We start from the raw sequence: 19,856 nt of genomic DNA on the forward strand, positions 1-19,856 counted from the left end.
ACATGTTAAATGCAAAGCAATACTTACTTCATAAAAAAGCCGCGCAAATGCACGGCTTATTATTTAATTACGATTGCGCTTTTTGGTGAGTATAAGCTGCTGCTATAAACCCTTCAAATAGCGGGTGCCCATCGCGAGGCGTGGAGGTAAACTCAGGGTGGAATTGAGCCGCAATAAACCAAGGGTGATCTTTATTTTCAATGATCTCCACCAGTTTTTTGTCTTCCGATAAGCCGGTAAATTGTAAACCTGCTTTTTCCAAACGCTCAACATAATGGTTATTTACTTCATAGCGGTGGCGATGACGCTCTACAATTTCGTCATTACCATAAACATCACGGACTTTAGAACCCTTTTTAAGATGACACTTTTGCGCACCTAAACGCATAGTGCCACCTAAATCAGACTCTTCATCACGCACTTCTAGATTACCTTCTGCATCTAACCATTCAGTGATCAAGCCAATAACTGGATGTGCTGATTTTGCATCAAACTCCGTTGAGTTTGCACCTTCAAGGCCAGCAACATTTCGAGCATATTCAATCAAAGCAACCTGCATGCCTAAACAAATACCAAGGTATGGTACTTTATTTTCACGTGCGTATTTTGCAGCTAAAATTTTACCTTCAACGCCACGGTTACCAAAACCACCAGGTACCAAAATAGCATCAAGATGAGAAAGTCTTTCAACACCTTTGCTTTCAATATCTTGTGAATCAACATACTCAATGTTAACCGTTACACGATTTTTCAAGCCAGCGTGCTTAAGCGCTTCGTTTACTGATTTATAGGCATCTGGCAACTCAATATATTTACCAACCATACCAATCGTTACTTCACCCGTTGGATTAGACTCTTGATAAAGTACCTGCTCCCACTCAACCAAGTCAGCTTCTGGTGCTTCTAGGTAAAAGCGACGACAAACTAGATTATCTAAATCTTGCGATTTTAAGAGCGCTGGAATTTTATAAATGCTGTCTACATCAGGGAGTGAAATAACAGCTTTTTCTTCAACATTAGTGAACAATGCGATTTTTGCACGTTCATTAGCAGGCAACCGACAGTTTGAGCGGCAAACTAAAATATCAGGTTGAATACCAATTGAACGCAGCTCTTTCACAGAGTGTTGCGTTGGTTTTGTTTTCACTTCACCTGCGGTGCCAAGAAATGGCACCAGTGTTAAGTGCATGAATAGTGCATGTTCACGACCAAGCACCGTGCCTAGCTGACGAAGTGCTTCTAAAAAAGGTTGTGATTCGATATCACCAACAGTACCACCCACTTCAACAATCGCAATATCATAGCCTTCAGCACCTTCAAGTACACGACGCTTAATATCATTAGTTATATGGGGGATAACTTGAATAGTGGCACCTAAATATTCGCCCTTACGCTCACGACGTAATACATCTTCAAAAACACGGCCTTGAGTGAAGTTATTACGACTTGTCATTTTGGTGCGAATAAAGCGCTCATAGTGACCTAAATCAAGGTCAGTTTCTGCGCCATCTTCTGTTACAAACACCTCACCGTGTTGAATCGGGCTCATCGTGCCCGGATCAACATTGATATAGGGATCCAGCTTAAGAATCGTTACATTCAAGCCACGTGCTTCTAAAATAGCGGCTAAAGATGCAGCTGCAATACCTTTACCCAAGGAGGAAACAACTCCGCCCGTTACGAAGATAAATTTTGTACTCATGCGAACCCTAGAATATCAGGAAAAATGGAATTTAAATAAGAATCAAGACGGGGCGATAGTATAGCAAAGCACCTCAAATCAATCCAGCTAAAAATCACACAAAGCGATGTCTTATCTTCTCGCCCTATTTTTGTTGTTTAACTTGCTCCCAAGCACTGTCCATTTGCGATAACGTTGCACCTTTGAGGCATAACCCTTGCTGACGTAAGGTTTCATCTACTCGTTCAAAACGGTCTGTAAACTTCTCACATGCCAAACGCAATGCTTGTTCTGGGTCATGCTTGGCGTGTCGGGCCACATTGACTGTAGCAAATAATAAATCTCCCAATTCTTCCTCGCTGTGCGCTGAGTGAGGGTCTTGAGCGAGTGCTTCACTGACCTCTTGCACTTCTTCAGTCACTTTATCAAGCGCACCATGGTAACTTGGCCAATCAAAACCTAATGCTGCAACACGCTTTTGAATTTTGTGTGCTCTTGATAAAGCCGGTAGCACTTTAGGAATATCACCCCATAACTGTGGCTTTTTTGCGGGGTGCTTAGTAGCCCTTTCTTGTGCTTTAATCACCTGCCACTGCTCTTCGAGCTGAGCATCAGACAATTGCTGCTGCCCTTTAAATACATGAGGGTGTCGACGTGTTAGCTTGTCGTTCAACCCAGTTACGATATCATTAAAGTCAAACGCCCCTTGTTCTTGTGCCATTTGCGCATAAAACACAACTTGAAATAATAAATCACCCAATTCATCTTTTAAGGCATCCATATTATTACTTTCAATTGCATCAGCAACTTCATATGCTTCTTCTAATGTGTGTGGCACAATAGATTTAAACGTTTGTTGCTTATCCCAGTCACACCCTTTTTCGGGGTCACGCAATGTTGCCATAATTGACAACAACTCTGCTACTTGATCACTCATGTAAGTTAACGCTCACTTTAGTGTTGCCTTTTTGATTCAAATACACCATCTATTTGTTGTAATTTAGTGAGTAAGCGGTTCATAGAAGATAAATCAGACACTTCTACTTTCATTTCAAAAATAGCCACAGCCCGCTCATCGTTTGTTTGCACATTCATATTCAATACATTGACTTTTTCATTCGCCAACACCGAACTAATATCTCTGATCAACCCCTGTCTGTCATGCGCTTCTACTCTTATCGTGATAGCATATGCCGACTGAATTTCTTCAGACCAGCTTACCGCAACTTCACGTTCAGGATGAAGGTCACTAATATGCGCAAATGCATCGCAGTCCGTTCTATGTACTGCAATCCCTCTCCCTTGGGTAATATAACCAACAATTTCATCACCGGGTACTGGTTGGCAGCATTTGGCAACATGACTCATTAAAGAACCTACGCCATCAACAACAACGCCGTTTTTATCGCCTTTTCTTTTACGAGGTGACGCTATTTTAAGCTTCGGTAGCTCTTCGGGCTTATCCTGCACATAATTTAAAAACTGATTGAGGCGAATATCACCCGCCCCCACAGCAGCCATTAAGTCATCCACATTTTTAAAATTAAAACGTGCAATTGCTGGCTCTAGCTGTTTATAAGTTAAATCAAGCTTCGCAAGCTGCGTATCTAAAATTTCTTTCCCAGCTAGTAGGTTTTTATCCCTATCCTGTTGCTTAAACCAATGGTGAATTTTACTGCGAGCTCGAGATGAATGGATATAACCTAATGAAGGATTTAACCAATCTCGACTAGGTGAGGCATTTTTTTGCGTTAGAATTTCAATTTGATCACCCGTTGATAGCTTATAAGTAAATGGTACAATTTTTCCAAACACTTTAGCGCCAATACAGCGATGCCCCACATTCGAGTGAATATAGTATGCAAAATCTAGCGGAGTTGCGCCCAGTGGTAAATCAAATATATCGCCTCTTGGCGTAAACACATAGACACGGTCTTCAACCACTTGATTTTTTAGTTCATCCGCTAAATCACTGCCATCGACCACTTCTTCTTGCCATTGCAGTAACTTTCTTAGCCAACTTATTTTTTGTTCATAGCCAGAACCACGTGCAGGTAAAGCACCTTCTTTATACATCCAATGCGCCGCCACACCTAGTTCAGCATCTTGATGCATTTCTTGGGTGCGAATTTGAATTTCAACCGTTTTTCCGTCAGGGCCAAATACTACCGTGTGAATAGACTGATAGCCATTTTGTTTGGGCGTCGCAACGTAATCATCAAATTCTTTAGGTAAGTGTCGCCAACTTGTATGCACAATACCAAGCGCTGCATAACAATCTTGCAGTTTATCCACGACAACACGCATAGCCCGAATATCAAATAGCTGGTCAAACTCATAGTTTTTTTGCGACATCTTTTTATAGATGCTGTAAATGTGTTTTGGTCGGCCATATACCTGAGCTTTAATACCAGCAGCATCGAGTTTATCACTAACCTGTGTAACCATATTTTCCATATAAGCTTCTCGGTCAAGACGCTTATCCGCAAGTTGTTTGGCAATTTTTTTATACGTCTGTGGGTGTAAGTAACGAAAAGATAAATCTTCAAGTTCCCACTTTAGTTGCCCGATGCCCAATCGATTAGCAAGAGGAGCAAAAATATTGGCCGTTGCTTTGGCTGCAATAACACGCTCATCTTCATCCGCATCTTTCACCGCTCTTAAATGGCAAATTTGCTCAGCAAGTTTGATCACCACTGCTCGAACATCTTCAACCATTGCCATCAACATGCGGCGAATATTATCAATTTGTACATGGCCTTTCCCCTGGTGAGCCAATGTACTGATGGTCGCCATTTGCTCCACACCATTTAGCAATAACGCAATATTGTCACCCAATTCGCTTTTAACATTATCGATATCAATCAGGTTAGCCAAATAATAGGGGGTCAAATAAGCCGTTGCTAATGATTCGGCGTCGAGGTTCAGTTCAGCAAGGATCTCAACCATTTCAATGGCATTGTTAAGCATCTCAGCACTTGGCTCTGTTGGACACAAGCCGTGCGCTTGCTTTAAATGAGCCAGCTTCTCATCCGACAATGCCAGCAGTGACAATCGTGCTGAAAAGTCAGCGGGAAGCTGTTGTTGATGCGACTGGCGAGTTGCAACCATTCCTGTTACCTCCTTTGGAACAACGCCATAGTTTCAATATGCCCTGTGTGCGGGAACATATTCATTAGCCCAATTTTATCTAATTTAAAACCGGCTTCTATCAACAAAGTACAATCTCGTGCAAGGGTTACCGGATCACACGATACGTACAACACTTTTTCAAACTGAATAAGTGGTAACTGTTTTAATATCTCATAGGCCCCAGTTCGTGAAGGGTCTAACAGTAATACATTTAAAGATTCTGTAAACCAACTTGCCTGTGACAATGATTGGGTTAAATCGAAACAGAAGAACTGCACATTGTTAAGTTGGTTAGTGTGCGCATTTTGCTTGGCCATTGCAACCGATGACTGCGAACCTTCAACACCTATCACTTCACTCGCTTGTTTTGCCACCAATAAGGAAAAGTTACCGATACCACAAAATAGATCAAGTACCGTATCTTCGTTAGACAAGTCAAGCCAACTTTGAGCTTGTAACAGCATTTTCTCATTCACAGCACGGTTAACTTGAACAAAGTTATCTAGTTTAAATTCAAAGTTCAATTGAGCGACTTTATAACTTGGTAAAGTCATATAAGCTGTATGCCCAGAACCATCATCCCATAGCAAATTGTAAGGTTTTAGCTCGGTGGCAAGCTCATCTTTAACTTTTTGTTCTATCTTTTTAGTGTGCCGAAATAATACAAACTGGCCATTATCTGCATCACATAACTGAATATGGCTAATTGAAGAACACGCAGTGTGTCTATTTAAAGTCTCTCTAAGTTGAGAAAAGCAATGTACAAATGGGTCTGTCAATACATTGCACTGTGCAACTTCCACAATTTGCTTACTCTTTGCGCCTCGAAAGCCCAATTTGAGTCGCTGTGCTTTATTATCAAATATGCAAGCTACTCTCGCCGCGCGACGGTAGTGCGTTGACTCACTTTCTATTGCCGCTTGCCATGGTAAATTAGCTACTTTTGTAAACTTCATAAACAAAGCATCTAACGCTTTATGTTTATGAGTCAACTGATTCGTATGATCTAAATGCTGTAACTGACAACCACCGCATAGGTGGTAGTCTTTACAAAATGCCATTACTCTTTGCTCACTTGGGCTGACGATTTTAACTGCCTTAGCAATAATCAACTTTGCTTTTTCTTGCTGAATTTGTGCTTTAACACACTCACCCGCCAAAGCCCCCTCAACAAAGCACACTTTACCTTGGTATTTAGCCACTCCTCGACCTTGATGATCTATAGACTCAACAGTCAATTCTATATTTTTTCCCTTTGATGTTGCTGCCTTAGCTCGGAAAAACTGCGCCATACTCTACCCCTTAAACATTGCTAATCAGCGCCTAACTAGATAATCTATTGATAAATTAATGACTCTGCGCACTGCCCTACAATGACAAAACTTAGCCTTCGTGACAGCATTCTTGCACTTACCATCATTCCAACAGTGCTGATCGGCTTAATACTTGGCGGGTATTTTACCGTAAATCGCTATGTTGAGCTTGAAGAAATTCTATATCAACAAGGTAGTAGTATTTCAGAGCCACTTGCTATTGCTGCTGAACAAGCCGTATTAACCCAAGACAGAGCTGCATTGCACCGGATTATTAGTACTGCACACAATAAACACTCGCCATTGATTAAGAGTATTGCGTTATTTGATCAAGATAACCAATTACTACTTACAAGTAATTATCACGAACAGTTTGAGCAACTTTATTTTTTTGGTGATGTATCACAGTTACATAAAACGGAATTAGTTAAGCTAAACGACTCTTTTGTTTTTTTTACACCCATAAAACACTTTTCTAAACAGCTAGACCGATGGCATACCACACATCCAAGAACCTTATCGGTGTTAGCCATTGAAGTAAGCCAAAATCAAGCTTTAATTTCACAGCAACAAGCATTGATTTGGAGCAGCTGTATCATTTTATTTGCTCTACTATTGGGCGGGTTTCTTTCTTTTCGGATCAGCAAGATGTTTACCGTACCATTATCGCAATTACTACTCGCTACCGACAAATTAGTAGAAGGTAAGCGAGATATCGATATTGAGAGACAGATGATTGGTGAATTTGAATTACTGCGCCAAGGTCTCAATACCATTAATGAAAAAATGATTGCGCAGCGTGACGAAATGCAAAAGCACATTGACCAAGCAACAAGCGACTATAAAGAAACACTTGAACAGTATGAAACGCAAAATATTCAATTAAATATAGCTAAGCGAGAAGCACAAGATGCGAACCGAGTAAAGTCTGATTTTTTAGCTAAAATGAGTCACGAACTAAGAACCCCATTAAATGGCGTAATTGGCTTTACCCGCCAACTGTATAAAACACCACTTAATAAACACCAAAAAGACTATTTAGATACCATAGAGCTCTCAGCCAACAGCCTACTCACTATCATTAGTGATATTTTAGACTTTTCTAAACTTGAAGCTGGTGCCATGGATTTAGAGAATATTCAATTCCAATTACGTGATGCAGTCAATGAAGTCATGACTTTATTGGCACCCAGTGCGCATGATAAAAACTTGGAGCTGTCTATCGCTATTAACCGGCAAGTCCCTGACAACCTTGTCGGTGACCCCACTCGATTTAAACAAGTGCTGATCAACCTAGTTAGCAACGCCATTAAATTTACTGAAAAAGGGTCAGTAAAGGTAGATGTGACGTATCGCTTATTAGATGACTCTCACGCCTCATTACTAGTCTCTGTGAGTGATACTGGTGTGGGTATTGCGATGGATAAACAAGACGCATTATTTATTCCTTTTGCACAAGCTGATTCTAGTATTACTCGAAAATTTGGGGGGACAGGTCTTGGTTTAATTATCACTAAACATATTGTCGAAACAATGAAAGGTCGGATCACCTTGAACTCAGCACCTGGTAATGGCACATGTTTTACCTTCAATGCGATTTTTGAGCTTCCTAATCGCATCTACAATGATGATTTGCCAAACAGTTCATTATTAAATAAGCGCATTTTGTATTTTGAGCCACATGCACATACACATTCAGCCGTTGTCTCTCAATTGGAAGAGTGGGATATGCAAATTACTTCATGTGAAAGTGAACAGGCCTTCTTGGACGCATTAAATAAGGAGTTTAACTTTGATATTTGTTTAATAGGTAACATGGCCAGTGTTGAGCATATGCAATTGGTAAAAAGCTATATAGCAAAAGCGCGAGACGCTGCCGACTACTTATATTTAATGCTAAATACTATTTCACATAATATGCGAGAGTCTCTAATTGGCAGTGGTGCAGATGCCTGTCTGAGCAAACCACTCAACCATAGAAAGTTATGTGAAGTACTTGCTGCCCCATACCGCTTGGACCACCCAAGTATTGCCGTTGATGACGGCGGTACCCAGATTTTACCAATGAAAGTGTTAATCGCTGATGATAATGACGCCAATTTAAAACTTCTCTCCACATTGTTAGAAGATCAAGTAGAGCTTATTGACACCGCCCATAACGGTGCCCAAGCCGTTGGTTTATGCAAAACACACAAATATGATTTAATTTTAATGGATATTCAAATGCCAATTATGGATGGCATTACCGCCTGTAAAACTATATTGGAGTGTTCTTTAAATGAAGGTACGCCAATAATTGCTGTAACTGCTCATGCTTTGACTGGTGAAAAAGACCAACTATTAAAAGATGGCTTTAAAGGTTATTTAACCAAGCCTATCGATGAAGATATGCTCAGACAAACTATTTCTGATCACAGTGCCAAGACTCCATTGAGCAAACAAAAAACCAAAGTAATCAATGATGAAAGCGTTGCACCTTTTGAGAGCCCGTTACTAGATTGGCAATTAGCACTACAGCATGCTGGAGGAAAACCTGATTTAGCACTTGAAATGCTTAACATGCTTTTAGATGGTTTAGAAGGACTGCTAGAGACACTTGAGCAAGCTTATGAGCAGCAAGATACGCAGGCACTGTTAAAAGTTATTCACAAATTTCATGGCGCTTGTTGTTATACCGGCGTGCCTAAACTTAAAAGCTTGGCTGAAATACTGGAAACGTCACTCAAGCAATCGCGCCCTATCAGTGAATTTGAACCAGAGCTATTGGAATTAATTGATGAACTAACAAACCTCAGTCGAGATGCTAATACACGATAATAGACGATTTAGCGTATGTAGCAGTGATAATATGAGAACATGCGCTTTACAAACTTACTTCTGCCTCAGCAACTTCTATGTCTCTGCTAAAAAGTGAAAATAAGTAGTTGGATTTTTAAAACATCAACTATCTTTGATTCTCAGCAACTTTCCTTGCCTCACAGTCGTCTTCAATGATGATGTTGCGTTCAAAATTCAGGCGTTTTTATACTGTAATGACAGCCTATCACCGTTGAAAATAACTCAGATAGAGGGAAATTCGCTAATCCAGTACTGAAGTATATTATAAAAAGATACACGGCTCTATTTTAGGGTGAACTTATTAAGGTGATTTGGACCATCTGAAAGTGACCTAAACCAATGCTCTAATATCGCTATAAAGCGATTTTCAATTGATATACATTCAATATATTCGATGAATTATCAGACATTTTACTGCCTTTTATGCATCTCTAATCTATATTTATTAAGACAATACAATTATTTGTTTTGTAAGGAGCCATTGAGCGAACTTATGCCTACCATGTCACTCGTTAAAAGATTAACCCAACTCAACTTGTCTGTTATGGCAAGCAGTATGCTACTGGTTTTCGCTCTCACCACAATATTGCTTTGGTACGTTGTAAGAGACCGCCAAGCAGAAACCGCTGAAATTAATTTAGCCCAGCTAGCTCATAATGTAGTGCCAATGCTGGTGTTTAACGATGTGGATACAGCAAATAACGAACTTTCGCTAGTTGGAAATAGAAAAGAAGTGCTGTTTATCGCCCTGCGTAAAACCAATGGAGAGGTCTTTAGTGAATACGCTGAGCCTAGTTTTGTTCCTTCTTCAGAACTATATCAACAATTACCGGTGCGACCACGAAGGGTCTATGATGGGGTAAGAATGCGTCTGTATTATCCTGTAGCAATTAAAGGTAAAGTTGAAGGCGATTTGATCATGGTGCTTGACTTAACTGGCATAGTGTATTGGTTTTTGCGTCTAACTTTAATGCTAGCACTTTTAATTACCGTTCTATTTACGCTCTCTGCCTTTATGCTATCGCGAGTTCAGCGTAAAGCTTTAACCCCTCTGTTATCATTATCTGAGCTGGCACAACGTGTATCAAAAGAACATAATTTTCAGCTACGAGCAAAGGTCATTCGTAATGATGAAATTGGTATTTTAACACGTAGTTTTAATGAATTACTAAAACGCGTTGATATCTCTCAAGCAGAGCTCAGGCAGCAATTAGAGCAAGAGCAACTGCAAGGCCAGCAACTCAAACAAATGGTACTTACCGACCCATTAACAAACTTACCCAATCGCGTTGCCCTAAATAAAATGCTGAAAAAAATTACCAACGAGTCAAGCTACCCAAACCCCCTAAGCTGTTTAATGTTTATTGATTTAGATAACTTTAAATATGTGAATGATAATTTTGGTCACGATGCTGGCGACGAGACTCTCATTGAGGTAGGTGTGCGTATAAGCTCAATCATTAGAAGCGATGACTTACTCTGTAGACTCGGTGGCGACGAATTTGCATTATTATTACCTAATATAGAGTCGACCGATAATGCAGAAAGATTGGCAGAGCGTGTTGTCTCCATCATCAATCGACCAATTATTATTAAAGATACTATTATGCCAATCGGTATTAGCATCGGGTTAGCATATACGCCTAATGACGCTAGTTCTGCAATGGACTTATTAAACTGTGCTGATGATGCAATGTATGCTGCAAAGCGAGCAGGTAAAAACAACTTTAAAGTGTATAGTAAAAAGGTCTCAGCATGAGCGGAAGTTACATTGCTTTATCACTTAGCATGAGCGTATTTTTTAGCACGCAAGTACTAAGTAAATCTTTACCTGATCTGGAAGCATTACTTGGACAACAATTAAACCAGCTACCTACTAATACACAAATCTCTACTGCATCGCGAATTGAACGCTCTAGCAGCGATAGCATGGCTATCACGCATGTGGTAACAGACAAAGATATAAGACAGTTTAATTTGCAATCAATTGCTGACATTATCGCCTTATTTGCAGGCGTAACAACCCGAGATGATAGCTCATTTATTTATGTTGGTGCCAGAGGGATAGGTCGCCCTGGGGACTTTAATTCGCGATTTTTATTTTTACTCGATGGCACTAGAATAAACGAAAACCTATTAGATGCAGGGCTTTTAGGATATGAAAACTTTGTGGATGTAGGGCTTATTGAACGGGTTGAGTTCAGCCCGGGAGCCTCCGCAGCCCTGTATGGAAATAATGCACTACTTGGTGTGATAAACATTGTAACCAAAACAACAAGCAAATTACGCGGCGTGAATACAGCAGTCTCAATCACCAATGATGGTGCACAACACGCTAGAGCGACGATAGGGTTTCGGTCGAGTTCAGGCTCTGACAGCTGGCTCTCAATAAGTAAAACAAAAATTAACGCCATACCATATCCGGTATTGAATGTGCCAGCTGAATTGATCAAATGGCAACACCTTAATGATGATGAAAGTACTCGATTAATGTTCAGTCATCAAAGAGGGAGCTTGCAGTTTCAAGCTGCTGGCTCAAAACGTAAACGCATTTTCCCCGATGGCTTTAGCCTAATCAGTCAAGCAACACCAGAGCTTGAAGAGTTAACAAGCGAAGCTTATTTATTTGCACTCACCTTCGATGACACACTCTCTGAAGATATTGAAGCCTATTTTCATATTTCTACCCATGGCAATGATTTAGAACGATCGATACCGTTTATTTTACCAAATGGTGATGTAGAGTTTGATAGGCCAAGAAACTCGGGAAGGTGGAGTAATTTAGATGGCCAATTAATGTTCTTAGGGCTAGACTCTCATGAGCTAATGGTTGGATTTGACTTTCAAAAAGATCATCGACAAGAGTTTAGCGCCAGCTCAAGTATCCCAAATGAGTTCAATTTCGAGCAAAAAAATAATGAGTCTAGATATGGTTTATATATTCAAGATTTATGGAGATTAACGCCTAACTTGAAGTTTCAATGGGCGCTGCGATATGATAACTCTGATTTTAGTTCCGCTCGATGGTCGCCTAGCTTTAGTTTAAAGTATAACTTTGCAGAAAAACACAGCTTACTCGTTCGACATAACCGCGCATTTAGAGTTGCCAATTTTTTAGAGCGCTATGCAAATACCGCTTTCAATATTGATATCCCCAAGAATGAAACAATCAAATATAATGAAGTTAGCTTAATACAAAAATGGACACCTTCGCTTTCTTCTTTTACAACCCTTTATAAAGCAAATATTAAAAACCTTATTCACGAAGATTTTTTCGCACCCATTTATTTCAATACACCGCCAATTAGGAGTAAAGGTTTAGAGCTAGGCATTGATAAGCGCTGGCATGCTGGTATGTCACTTGTTGCCAGCATGGCATTTCAACGCTCTGAACTAGAGGGTGGTTTTGGTATTGCTAATTCACCTAAGTTTATAGGTCAACTTCGCTTTAGTGTACCTCTTGGTGCTTCTAATTTTTTATTAAGCCTACATTCTAACGCGGTAAGTAAAAGAAAATCATTCGGTTATCAATTACCTGCATTCTCAAGTCATGATGCGAGTATAAATTGGCAAAGCACCAATAGCCTATTCATTGCTTTAGGTGTGAGAAATATCACCAATGAAAAAATCCTAGAAATAACAAGTGATGGTTTTATCCCCTATGTACAACGCCGTCGCCAGATACACTTATCAATAAACTGGAGTTGGAGTAATGACTAAAGCCATCATTGCTCTGTGCATTTTTATCTCTTACCTGCCCTTTAGTTATGCTCAAGGACTCAGCGAAAATGAACTCAAGGCTGCATTTTTATATCGCTTTAGTCAGTTCAGCAAGTGGCCACCTCCACCCCCTGATAAGCTCAGCTTTTGCGTCGTGGGTAATCATGAGCTTTACAAAGCTGTACTTGCGTTATTTGATACTCAGAACATTCAAAATAGTTCAGAAGTAATTGAGCTGCCCAGTAATGAACAAGCACAACTTTGTGACATTTTATTTTTGAGTCAACAAAATAGACAACAAACTCAATATTGGCTTGCAGAGCTAGAACACCAGCCTATTTTAGTTGTTGCAGATACTAGCGAAGGATTTCGCCAAGGTGCAATGATCGGGTTAATTGCAGATGCCAATAATCTAAGTTTTCGTATTAACCTAACCGATGCAAAGCGTCGAGGGCTAAACTTTAGTGCGCACTTACTCAAGCTTGCGTCTGAAGTGCGTTAAATAGTCTCCACTCTGGAGCCGAATAAATGAGATAATACCAATTGCATTAAATAAATGACCAGATACTACACGGAATAAACGACTTAGTAACCAGACAAAATTTTTGCTATGTAGTTATTCTACAGGTGTCACTTTTAATGCAGTTCATGAGTTATTTAGCTCCTAGAGTGATCACTGTTTTAATAAAATTAATATAGAACATGAATACCAAATGTTCAGCCAGAATATAAAAAAGGTGCCAATTTGGCACCTTTTTTTTCAAAACGATAAGGTTAGTTTTCTTGCACTACATTTATCTGAGGGCGTTGTACCTGTGCTTTTGCCTCAAGAGCTGCAATAAATACATTATAATTTTTATTTACATGTGTCATTGAAATACTCTGTTCTTGCTGAGGGTCAATCTCATCACTTATCTGAGGTGAATTAACCGCTTTAAGCTTAAGCAGTGCCGCATCTCCATTATTGAGCTCAACCATTGCTAGCTGTGCTTTATCTTCCTCTGGATGAGGTAGTTGAAATGCCTCACTCACAATCGCCGGTGCAATCGTATAAGTCTGACGCTTAAGGGCCGACTCAGACTTTACTTCCACTGATTGAGCTTGTGCAATGTCATCAAGGGCAGAGCCATTTTGCAGCTGTGCAAACAATTCTTGCGCTTGCTCTTTTACCAATTCAGAAGCTTTATCATTAATTAGTGTTTCTTTTATCTGAGCGCTTACCTCTTCTAAAGGTTTAGTCGAAGCGGCTTGATAGTCACTCACACGTACTACAACAATATGTTCACTCGCAACCTCTAATACATCTGAGTTCACTCTATCTTCAAGTACTTCTGGACTAAAAATAACACTTGTCACGGTTGGTGAATTTAAAGGTGCAGGCAGCGCATTTCGTGCTAGTAACTGTGTCTTTTTAACTTCAGCATCAGCTGCAATCGCTGCATCTTGAAGAGAATCAGAAACCTCAAATGCTAACTCAGCGACTTCTGTTTGTTTTTGGTAAAAAGTGTCAATTTTCTCAGCTTTCTCCAACTCTGCACGAAGTTCATCTTTGACTTCATCAAAAGCTTTGACTTGCTGACGTTGAATATCAGTTAACTTAATAACATGAAACCCAAATTCAGATGTTACAACTTCTGTGATATCGCCAACATTCTCTAATGAAAATGCCGCTTCTTCAAACTCAGGGTCCATCATGTCTCTTTCGATCCAATCTAAATCACCACCAAGTTCTGCACTGACAATATCATCTGATTGTGTTTGAGCGATTTGGGCAAAGTCTGCACCACTTTTTAGTTCACTCAAGATATCTTGTGCTTTTTGTTGAGCTTCAGCATCGTCTGCACTACCTTCGATAAGAACGTGAGAAACACGTCGCTTTTCTGGCTCCAAGTATTGAGATTTACTTTCTTCGTAATAAGCTAAAACATCTTCTTCTGAAATTACTTTACTAGGTTCAATCTCATCAGCTTTTAACTCTAAATATTCCAGTGCTACGCGTTCTGGTGACTGAAATAAATTTTGATTTAATTGATAATAATCTTCAATTTCTTGCTCAGCCACTTCTACCTGTGATTTAAATGACTCTTTACTCAATAATACATAGTCTAAATCACGCGTTTGTTGCTGTAGCGCAACCGCCTTTTTAAGCTCAGAAGTCAACATGAACTCTGTGCCAGCTACTGCTGAAACTAACTGAGTTCTGGTCATTTCTTCACGCAAATATTCTCGGAACGTGTCTGGCTGAAAATTCATTTGACGAATAAGCTGTAAATAACGGTCGTTACTAAACTGCCCACCAATTTGAAAATACGGCATTTCCAAAATAGCATTTCTTACCTGTTCATCGCTTACACGTAAACCAAGCTCAGTAGCTAATTGATTTTGCAACTCTTGCTGTACCAGTCTATCAACAACACCCTTTCGGATACGAGCCATATAAGCAGGATCCGCTGAAATTTGTGTAAAATACTCACCAAACTGTTGTTCTAATCTCGCCCGCTCATTTTGATATGCACGAGAAAACTCTGTTTGACTAATTTTGACACCATTGACCTCTGCTACAGGTTGCTCTGTGGTCTGACCTAGGTAACCACCAATCCCTGCCAAAGCAAAAGACAAGATGACTACGCCAAGTATAATTTTGGCTGCGGGGCCCTGTGACCCTTCTCTGATCTTTTCAAGCATTTGTTCTTCTCTTATCTAAGCCAAAGCACCAATGCACTTTGAGTTTATCGCTAATGTAAAAAAAGCGTATCTTATCAGATACGCTTTTTTTGTTGAAGCTGCACACAACTTTTATAAAGTAAAAGTTGTGAAGCTACGTAAAGCCGCGCTTAAAATCCGATTAGGGATTAGTTTACAGCGTCTTTTAATGCTTTACCTGCTTTGAAAGATGGGATGTTAGCAGCAGCAATCTGAATAGTTTCACCTGTCTGTGGATTACGGCCAGAACGCGCTGCACGCTCACGTACTGAAAAAGTACCAAAACCAACAAGCGCTACTGAGTCACCATCTTTAAGCGCACCAGTTACTGACTCGATGAATGAATCTAGGGCACGACCTGCAGCCGCTTTAGAAATATCAGCATCAGCTGCGATTTGATCGATTAATTGAGATTTATTCACAATATCATCCTCTTACATTGTTATTATCAAAAGCGGTCTCGTTACTTTTACAACGCCACTTTTGCTGTTCATTTAGAGACATCACAGCGACTCTCTAATTCAAAAATCTTTATCAAGCCTAGGCCACATAAGGGCTAGGCTTAAAACTAGTGCTTAAGTTAACATACCTTTTAGATTTGAAAAGCCCTTTCACACACTTTTTTAGACTTTTTCTTCATTTTTGCTGTTTTCGACAGCAAAACTCTCTAATGGGTTAGCTAAAGCAAGAGATAAAACCTCATCAATCCACGTAACTGGATGAATATCGAGCCCTTCAAGCACATTCTCTGGTATCTCTTTTAAGTCTCTTTCATTAATTTTTGGAATGACAACCGTTTTGATACCACCACGGTGTGCAGCCAGCAGCTTTTCTTTTAAACCACCGATTGGCAATACTTCGCCACGAAGCGTGATTTCACCTGTCATCGCAACATCAGAGCGCACAGGGTTACCTGTTAAGCTGGAAACTAAACCGGTCACCATTGCAATACCCGCACTTGGGCCATCTTTAGGTGTAGCACCTTCAGGCACGTGTACATGGATATCTCGTTTTTCGTAAAAATCACTATTGATGCGTAATTTGTCAGCTCGATTTCTGACTACCGTCATCGCTGCTTGTATGGATTCTTGCATCACATCACCCAAGGATCCGGTATAAGTCAATTTACCTTTACCTGGAACAGCTGCACATTCAATCGTCAACAAATCACCACCCACTTCAGTCCACGCTAAGCCTGTAACTTGACCGATGCGATCTCCGTCTTCAGCTTTTCCGTAATCAAAGCGCTGAACGCCAAGGTATGATTCAAGGTTATCTTGATTAATCACTACCTGTTTAATCTCTTTATCTAACAAGATATTTTTTACAGCCTTACGACAAAGCTTAGAAATTTCACGTTCTAAGTTACGTACACCGGCTTCACGAGTGTAATAACGAATAATACCAATAATTGCGCTATCTTCGATAACGACTTCCGAATCTTTTAAACCGTTACGTTTAATTTGTTTGGGTATCAAATGCTGCTTAGAAATATTCAGCTTTTCATCTTCGGTGTAACCAGACAAACGTATCACTTCCATACGATCTAGCAATGGACCCGGAATATTGAAGCTATTTGATGTTGCAACAAACATAACATCAGACAGGTCATAATCGACTTCTAGGTAATGATCAGCAAACGTACTATTTTGTTCTGGATCAAGAACCTCAAGTAGAGCTGATGCAGGATCGCCACGCATATCCGAAGACATTTTGTCTATTTCATCTAACAAGAATAATGGGTTTTTAACACCAACCTTACTCATACTCTGAACAAGTTTACCTGGCATCGAGCCAATATAAGTACGCCTATGGCCGCGAATTTCAGCCTCATCACGTACACCACCTAGTGCCATACGAACGTATTTTCGACCAGTTGAGCGAGCAATTGATTGACCTAAACTGGTTTTACCTACACCCGGAGGACCAACTAGACATAAAATCGGACCCTTAAGTTTATTAGTGCGTTGTTGAACCGCAAGATACTCGATAATACGGTCTTTCACTTTTTCTAAACCATAATGATCAGCATCTAAAATCTTTTGTGCACCAGCTAAATCTTTTTTTACCTTAGAACGTTTTTTCCAAGGAACACCAATCATGGTATCAATGTAAGAACGCACGACAGTTGCCTCTGCAGACATCGGTGACATCATTTTGAGTTTATTCAGCTCACCTAGTGCCTTATCTTCTGCTTCTTTTGGCATTTGTGCTTCGCTAATACGCTTTTTCAACGCCTCAAACTCGTCTGGCACGTCATCCAGTTCACCCAACTCTTTTTGAATTGCTTTCATTTGCTCATTCAAATAATATTCGCGCTGGGATTTTTCCATCTGCTTCTTAACACGTGAACGGATCTTTTTCTCAACTTGCAATAAGTCGATTTCTCCTTCCATCAACGCCATTAGATACTCTAAACGCTCTGTAACGCTATCTAATTCTAATACTTTTTGCTTCTCTGGGACTTTAATAGGCATATGCGCAGCCATAGTATCAGCTAAACGCGATGCTTCATCTATACCTGACACTGAAGTCAGTACCTCAGGCGGTATCTTCTTATTAAGCTTTACGTAACCTTCAAACTGACTCACTGCACTGCGAATAAAAATGTCTTGCTCTTGTTCTTCAATATCTTGTGATTCAAGAAATTGTGCTTGAGCTAGGAAATAATCATCTGATACCAAAAATTCTTCGATTTTTGCGCGCTGCGTCCCCTCTACAAGTACCTTAACCGTGCCATCAGGTAACTTCAATAATTGTAAAACTGTCGCTATAGTACCAACGTCATATATTTCATCTGTTTTAGGGTCATCGACCGTGGCATCTTTTTGTGCGACTAAAAAGATTTGCTTATCATTTTCCATCGCCGCTTCTAGGCATCTTATCGATTTTTCTCGACCAACAAAAAGCGGGATCACCATATGTGGGTACACAACTACGTCGCGTAGTGCCAGTACTGGAATTTCAACTCGATCCGTTCTCTCAAGCGTCATTATATTCTCTTCACACTTCGTTAATTTTTATTAATACCAAACTATATGGGGATAGTGGTTATAAAGTTCAACTCATTGATAAAAAAAGGAGCCATTGGCTCCTTTTTACATGATTCACAAGCTTACTCTGAAACAGCTTTATCCTGAGGGCTATTCTCATAAATTAAGATAGGGTCAGATTCACCTTTGATCACAGTTTCATCGACTACCACTTTACTTACATCCTCAATCGACGGCAGCTCATACATAGTATCTAGCAGAACCCCCTCCACGATTGAACGTAAGCCTCGAGCACCTGTTTTACGCTCCATTGCTTTATGTGCAATAGCCTTTAACGCATCTTCTCTAAACTCAAGCTCAACATCTTCCATCTTAAACAGCGCTGAGAATTGCTTGGTTAATGCATTCTTTGGTTCACTCAAAATTTGAATTAAAGCATCTTCGTCTAATTCTGTAAGCGTAGCAACAACAGGTAAGCGCCCAATGAACTCTGGGATCAAACCATATTTTACTAAATCTTCTGGCTCTACATTTTTAAACGTCTCGCTTAAAGAGCGTGATGAGTCAGATGACTTCACATTGGCCCCAAAGCCTATACCTGTATTTTTATGACTACGCTGCTCAATCACCTTGTCTAAACCTGCAAACGCACCGCCACAGATAAACAAGATTTTTGATGTATCAACCTGCAAAAATTCTTGCTGAGGATGTTTTCTGCCGCCTTGTGGTGGCACTGACGCAACAGTACCTTCAATCAGCTTTAATAGCGCTTGTTGAACTCCCTCGCCTGACACATCTCTCGTAATTGAAGGGTTATCAGATTTACGTGATATTTTATCAATTTCATCTATGTACACGATACCACGTTGCGCTTTCTCAACATCGTAATCACACTTTTGTAGTAGCTTTTGGATGATATTTTCAACATCTTCGCCAACATAACCCGCTTCAGTCAACGTTGTTGCATCTGCCATAGTAAAGGGCACATCTAACAACCTTGCTAACGTTTCGGCTAACAGTGTTTTACCACTGCCTGTCGGTCCAATGAGCAAGATATTACTTTTACTAAGCTCTACATCACTTTTAGCACCTTGGCTGCGGAGTCTTTTGTAATGATTGTATACTGCTACAGACAACACCTTTTTCGCGTGTTCCTGGCCGATAACATAATCATCCAAATGATGTCTAATTTCTTTTGGAACTGGAAGTTTGTCACCTGTATCATGCTTTGGTGCAATATCCTTAATCTCTTCTCTAATGATGTCGTTACACAGTTCGACGCATTCATCGCAAATATATACCGATGGACCGGCAATTAATTTGCGTACTTCATGCTGGCTCTTACCACAAAAAGAGCAGTACAAGAGTTTATTACTTTTGTCGCCGTCTGTTGGAGTGTCTGACATTCAGCTACCTCATATTTTCATTGTTACCTATTTACGGTAACCATATACATTGTTTTAACTATACCAAATA

General features: G+C 40.0%; 12 protein-coding genes. 4 read left to right on the forward strand and 8 right to left on the reverse strand.

Annotated elements, in window-relative coordinates; all coding sequences use genetic code 11:
• Positions 1-67 precede the first annotated feature (67 nt).
• The 4 genes from OCI93_RS18985 to rlmD all read right to left on the reverse strand — a co-directional run bounded on the left by OCI93_RS18985 (position 68) and on the right by rlmD (position 6,105).
• The gene (locus tag OCI93_RS18985) at positions 68-1,702 is read right to left on the reverse strand and encodes a CTP synthase (protein WP_261594820.1); all 1,635 of its coding nucleotides are present in this window, start codon (positions 1,700-1,702) and stop codon (positions 68-70) included.
• 124 nt (positions 1,703-1,826) lie between these two features.
• Positions 1,827-2,618, reverse strand: a complete 792-nt coding sequence (gene mazG, locus OCI93_RS18990) for a nucleoside triphosphate pyrophosphohydrolase (protein WP_261627055.1) — start codon at positions 2,616-2,618, stop codon at positions 1,827-1,829.
• A 17-nt stretch (positions 2,619-2,635) separates the two neighbouring features.
• On the reverse strand, positions 2,636-4,792 hold the full coding sequence (gene relA, locus OCI93_RS18995) for a GTP diphosphokinase (protein WP_261594822.1): 2,157 nt from the start codon (positions 4,790-4,792) through the stop codon (positions 2,636-2,638).
• A gap of 5 nt (positions 4,793-4,797) precedes the next feature.
• Entirely contained in the window at positions 4,798-6,105 is a 1,308-nt protein-coding gene (gene rlmD, locus OCI93_RS19000; RefSeq protein WP_261627056.1) for a 23S rRNA (uracil(1939)-C(5))-methyltransferase RlmD, read from the reverse strand.
• Between the two features lie 81 nt (positions 6,106-6,186).
• Between rlmD and barA the strand changes: the two genes are divergently transcribed.
• From barA to OCI93_RS19020, 4 genes are all read left to right on the forward strand, one after another.
• Positions 6,187-8,943 (forward strand): two-component sensor histidine kinase BarA, encoded by a 2,757-nt coding sequence (gene barA, locus OCI93_RS19005; protein WP_261594824.1) that lies wholly within the window; start codon positions 6,187-6,189, stop codon positions 8,941-8,943.
• Positions 8,944-9,445: 502 nt separating this feature from the next.
• A complete protein-coding gene (locus OCI93_RS19010; RefSeq protein ID WP_261594825.1) occupies positions 9,446-10,723 on the forward strand; it encodes a sensor domain-containing diguanylate cyclase in 1,278 nt (425 codons plus the stop codon).
• Positions 10,720-12,684, forward strand: a complete 1,965-nt coding sequence (locus OCI93_RS19015) for a TonB-dependent receptor plug domain-containing protein (protein WP_261627057.1) — start codon at positions 10,720-10,722, stop codon at positions 12,682-12,684. The genes OCI93_RS19010 and OCI93_RS19015 overlap by 4 nt, the downstream gene beginning before the upstream one ends.
• Positions 12,677-13,186, forward strand: a complete 510-nt coding sequence (locus OCI93_RS19020; RefSeq protein WP_261594827.1) for a YfiR family protein — start codon at positions 12,677-12,679, stop codon at positions 13,184-13,186. Before OCI93_RS19015 ends, OCI93_RS19020 begins: the two co-directional genes overlap by 8 nt.
• A 272-nt stretch (positions 13,187-13,458) precedes the next feature.
• Here the strand turns inward: OCI93_RS19020 and OCI93_RS19025 are convergent, their stop codons facing one another.
• The 4 genes from OCI93_RS19025 to clpX all read right to left on the reverse strand — a co-directional run bounded on the left by OCI93_RS19025 (position 13,459) and on the right by clpX (position 19,786).
• Positions 13,459-15,369 (reverse strand): SurA N-terminal domain-containing protein, encoded by a 1,911-nt coding sequence (locus tag OCI93_RS19025; protein ID WP_261627058.1) that lies wholly within the window; start codon positions 15,367-15,369, stop codon positions 13,459-13,461.
• Positions 15,370-15,536: 167 nt separating this feature from the next.
• Complete coding sequence (gene hupB / locus OCI93_RS19030; RefSeq protein WP_010371157.1) at positions 15,537-15,809, reverse strand: nucleoid-associated protein HU-beta; 273 nt, start codon at positions 15,807-15,809, stop codon at positions 15,537-15,539.
• A gap of 201 nt (positions 15,810-16,010) precedes the next feature.
• On the reverse strand, positions 16,011-18,380 hold the full coding sequence (lon, locus tag OCI93_RS19035) for an endopeptidase La (protein ID WP_261627059.1): 2,370 nt from the start codon (positions 18,378-18,380) through the stop codon (positions 16,011-16,013).
• A gap of 122 nt (positions 18,381-18,502) precedes the next feature.
• The gene (gene clpX, locus OCI93_RS19040) at positions 18,503-19,786 is read right to left on the reverse strand and encodes an ATP-dependent protease ATP-binding subunit ClpX (RefSeq protein ID WP_261594832.1); all 1,284 of its coding nucleotides are present in this window, start codon (positions 19,784-19,786) and stop codon (positions 18,503-18,505) included.
• Between the last annotated feature and the right edge of the window lie 70 nt (positions 19,787-19,856).

Origin of the sequence: Pseudoalteromonas holothuriae (assembly GCF_945859825.1) — a bacterium.
Classification (GTDB): domain Bacteria; phylum Pseudomonadota; class Gammaproteobacteria; order Enterobacterales; family Alteromonadaceae; genus Pseudoalteromonas; species Pseudoalteromonas holothuriae.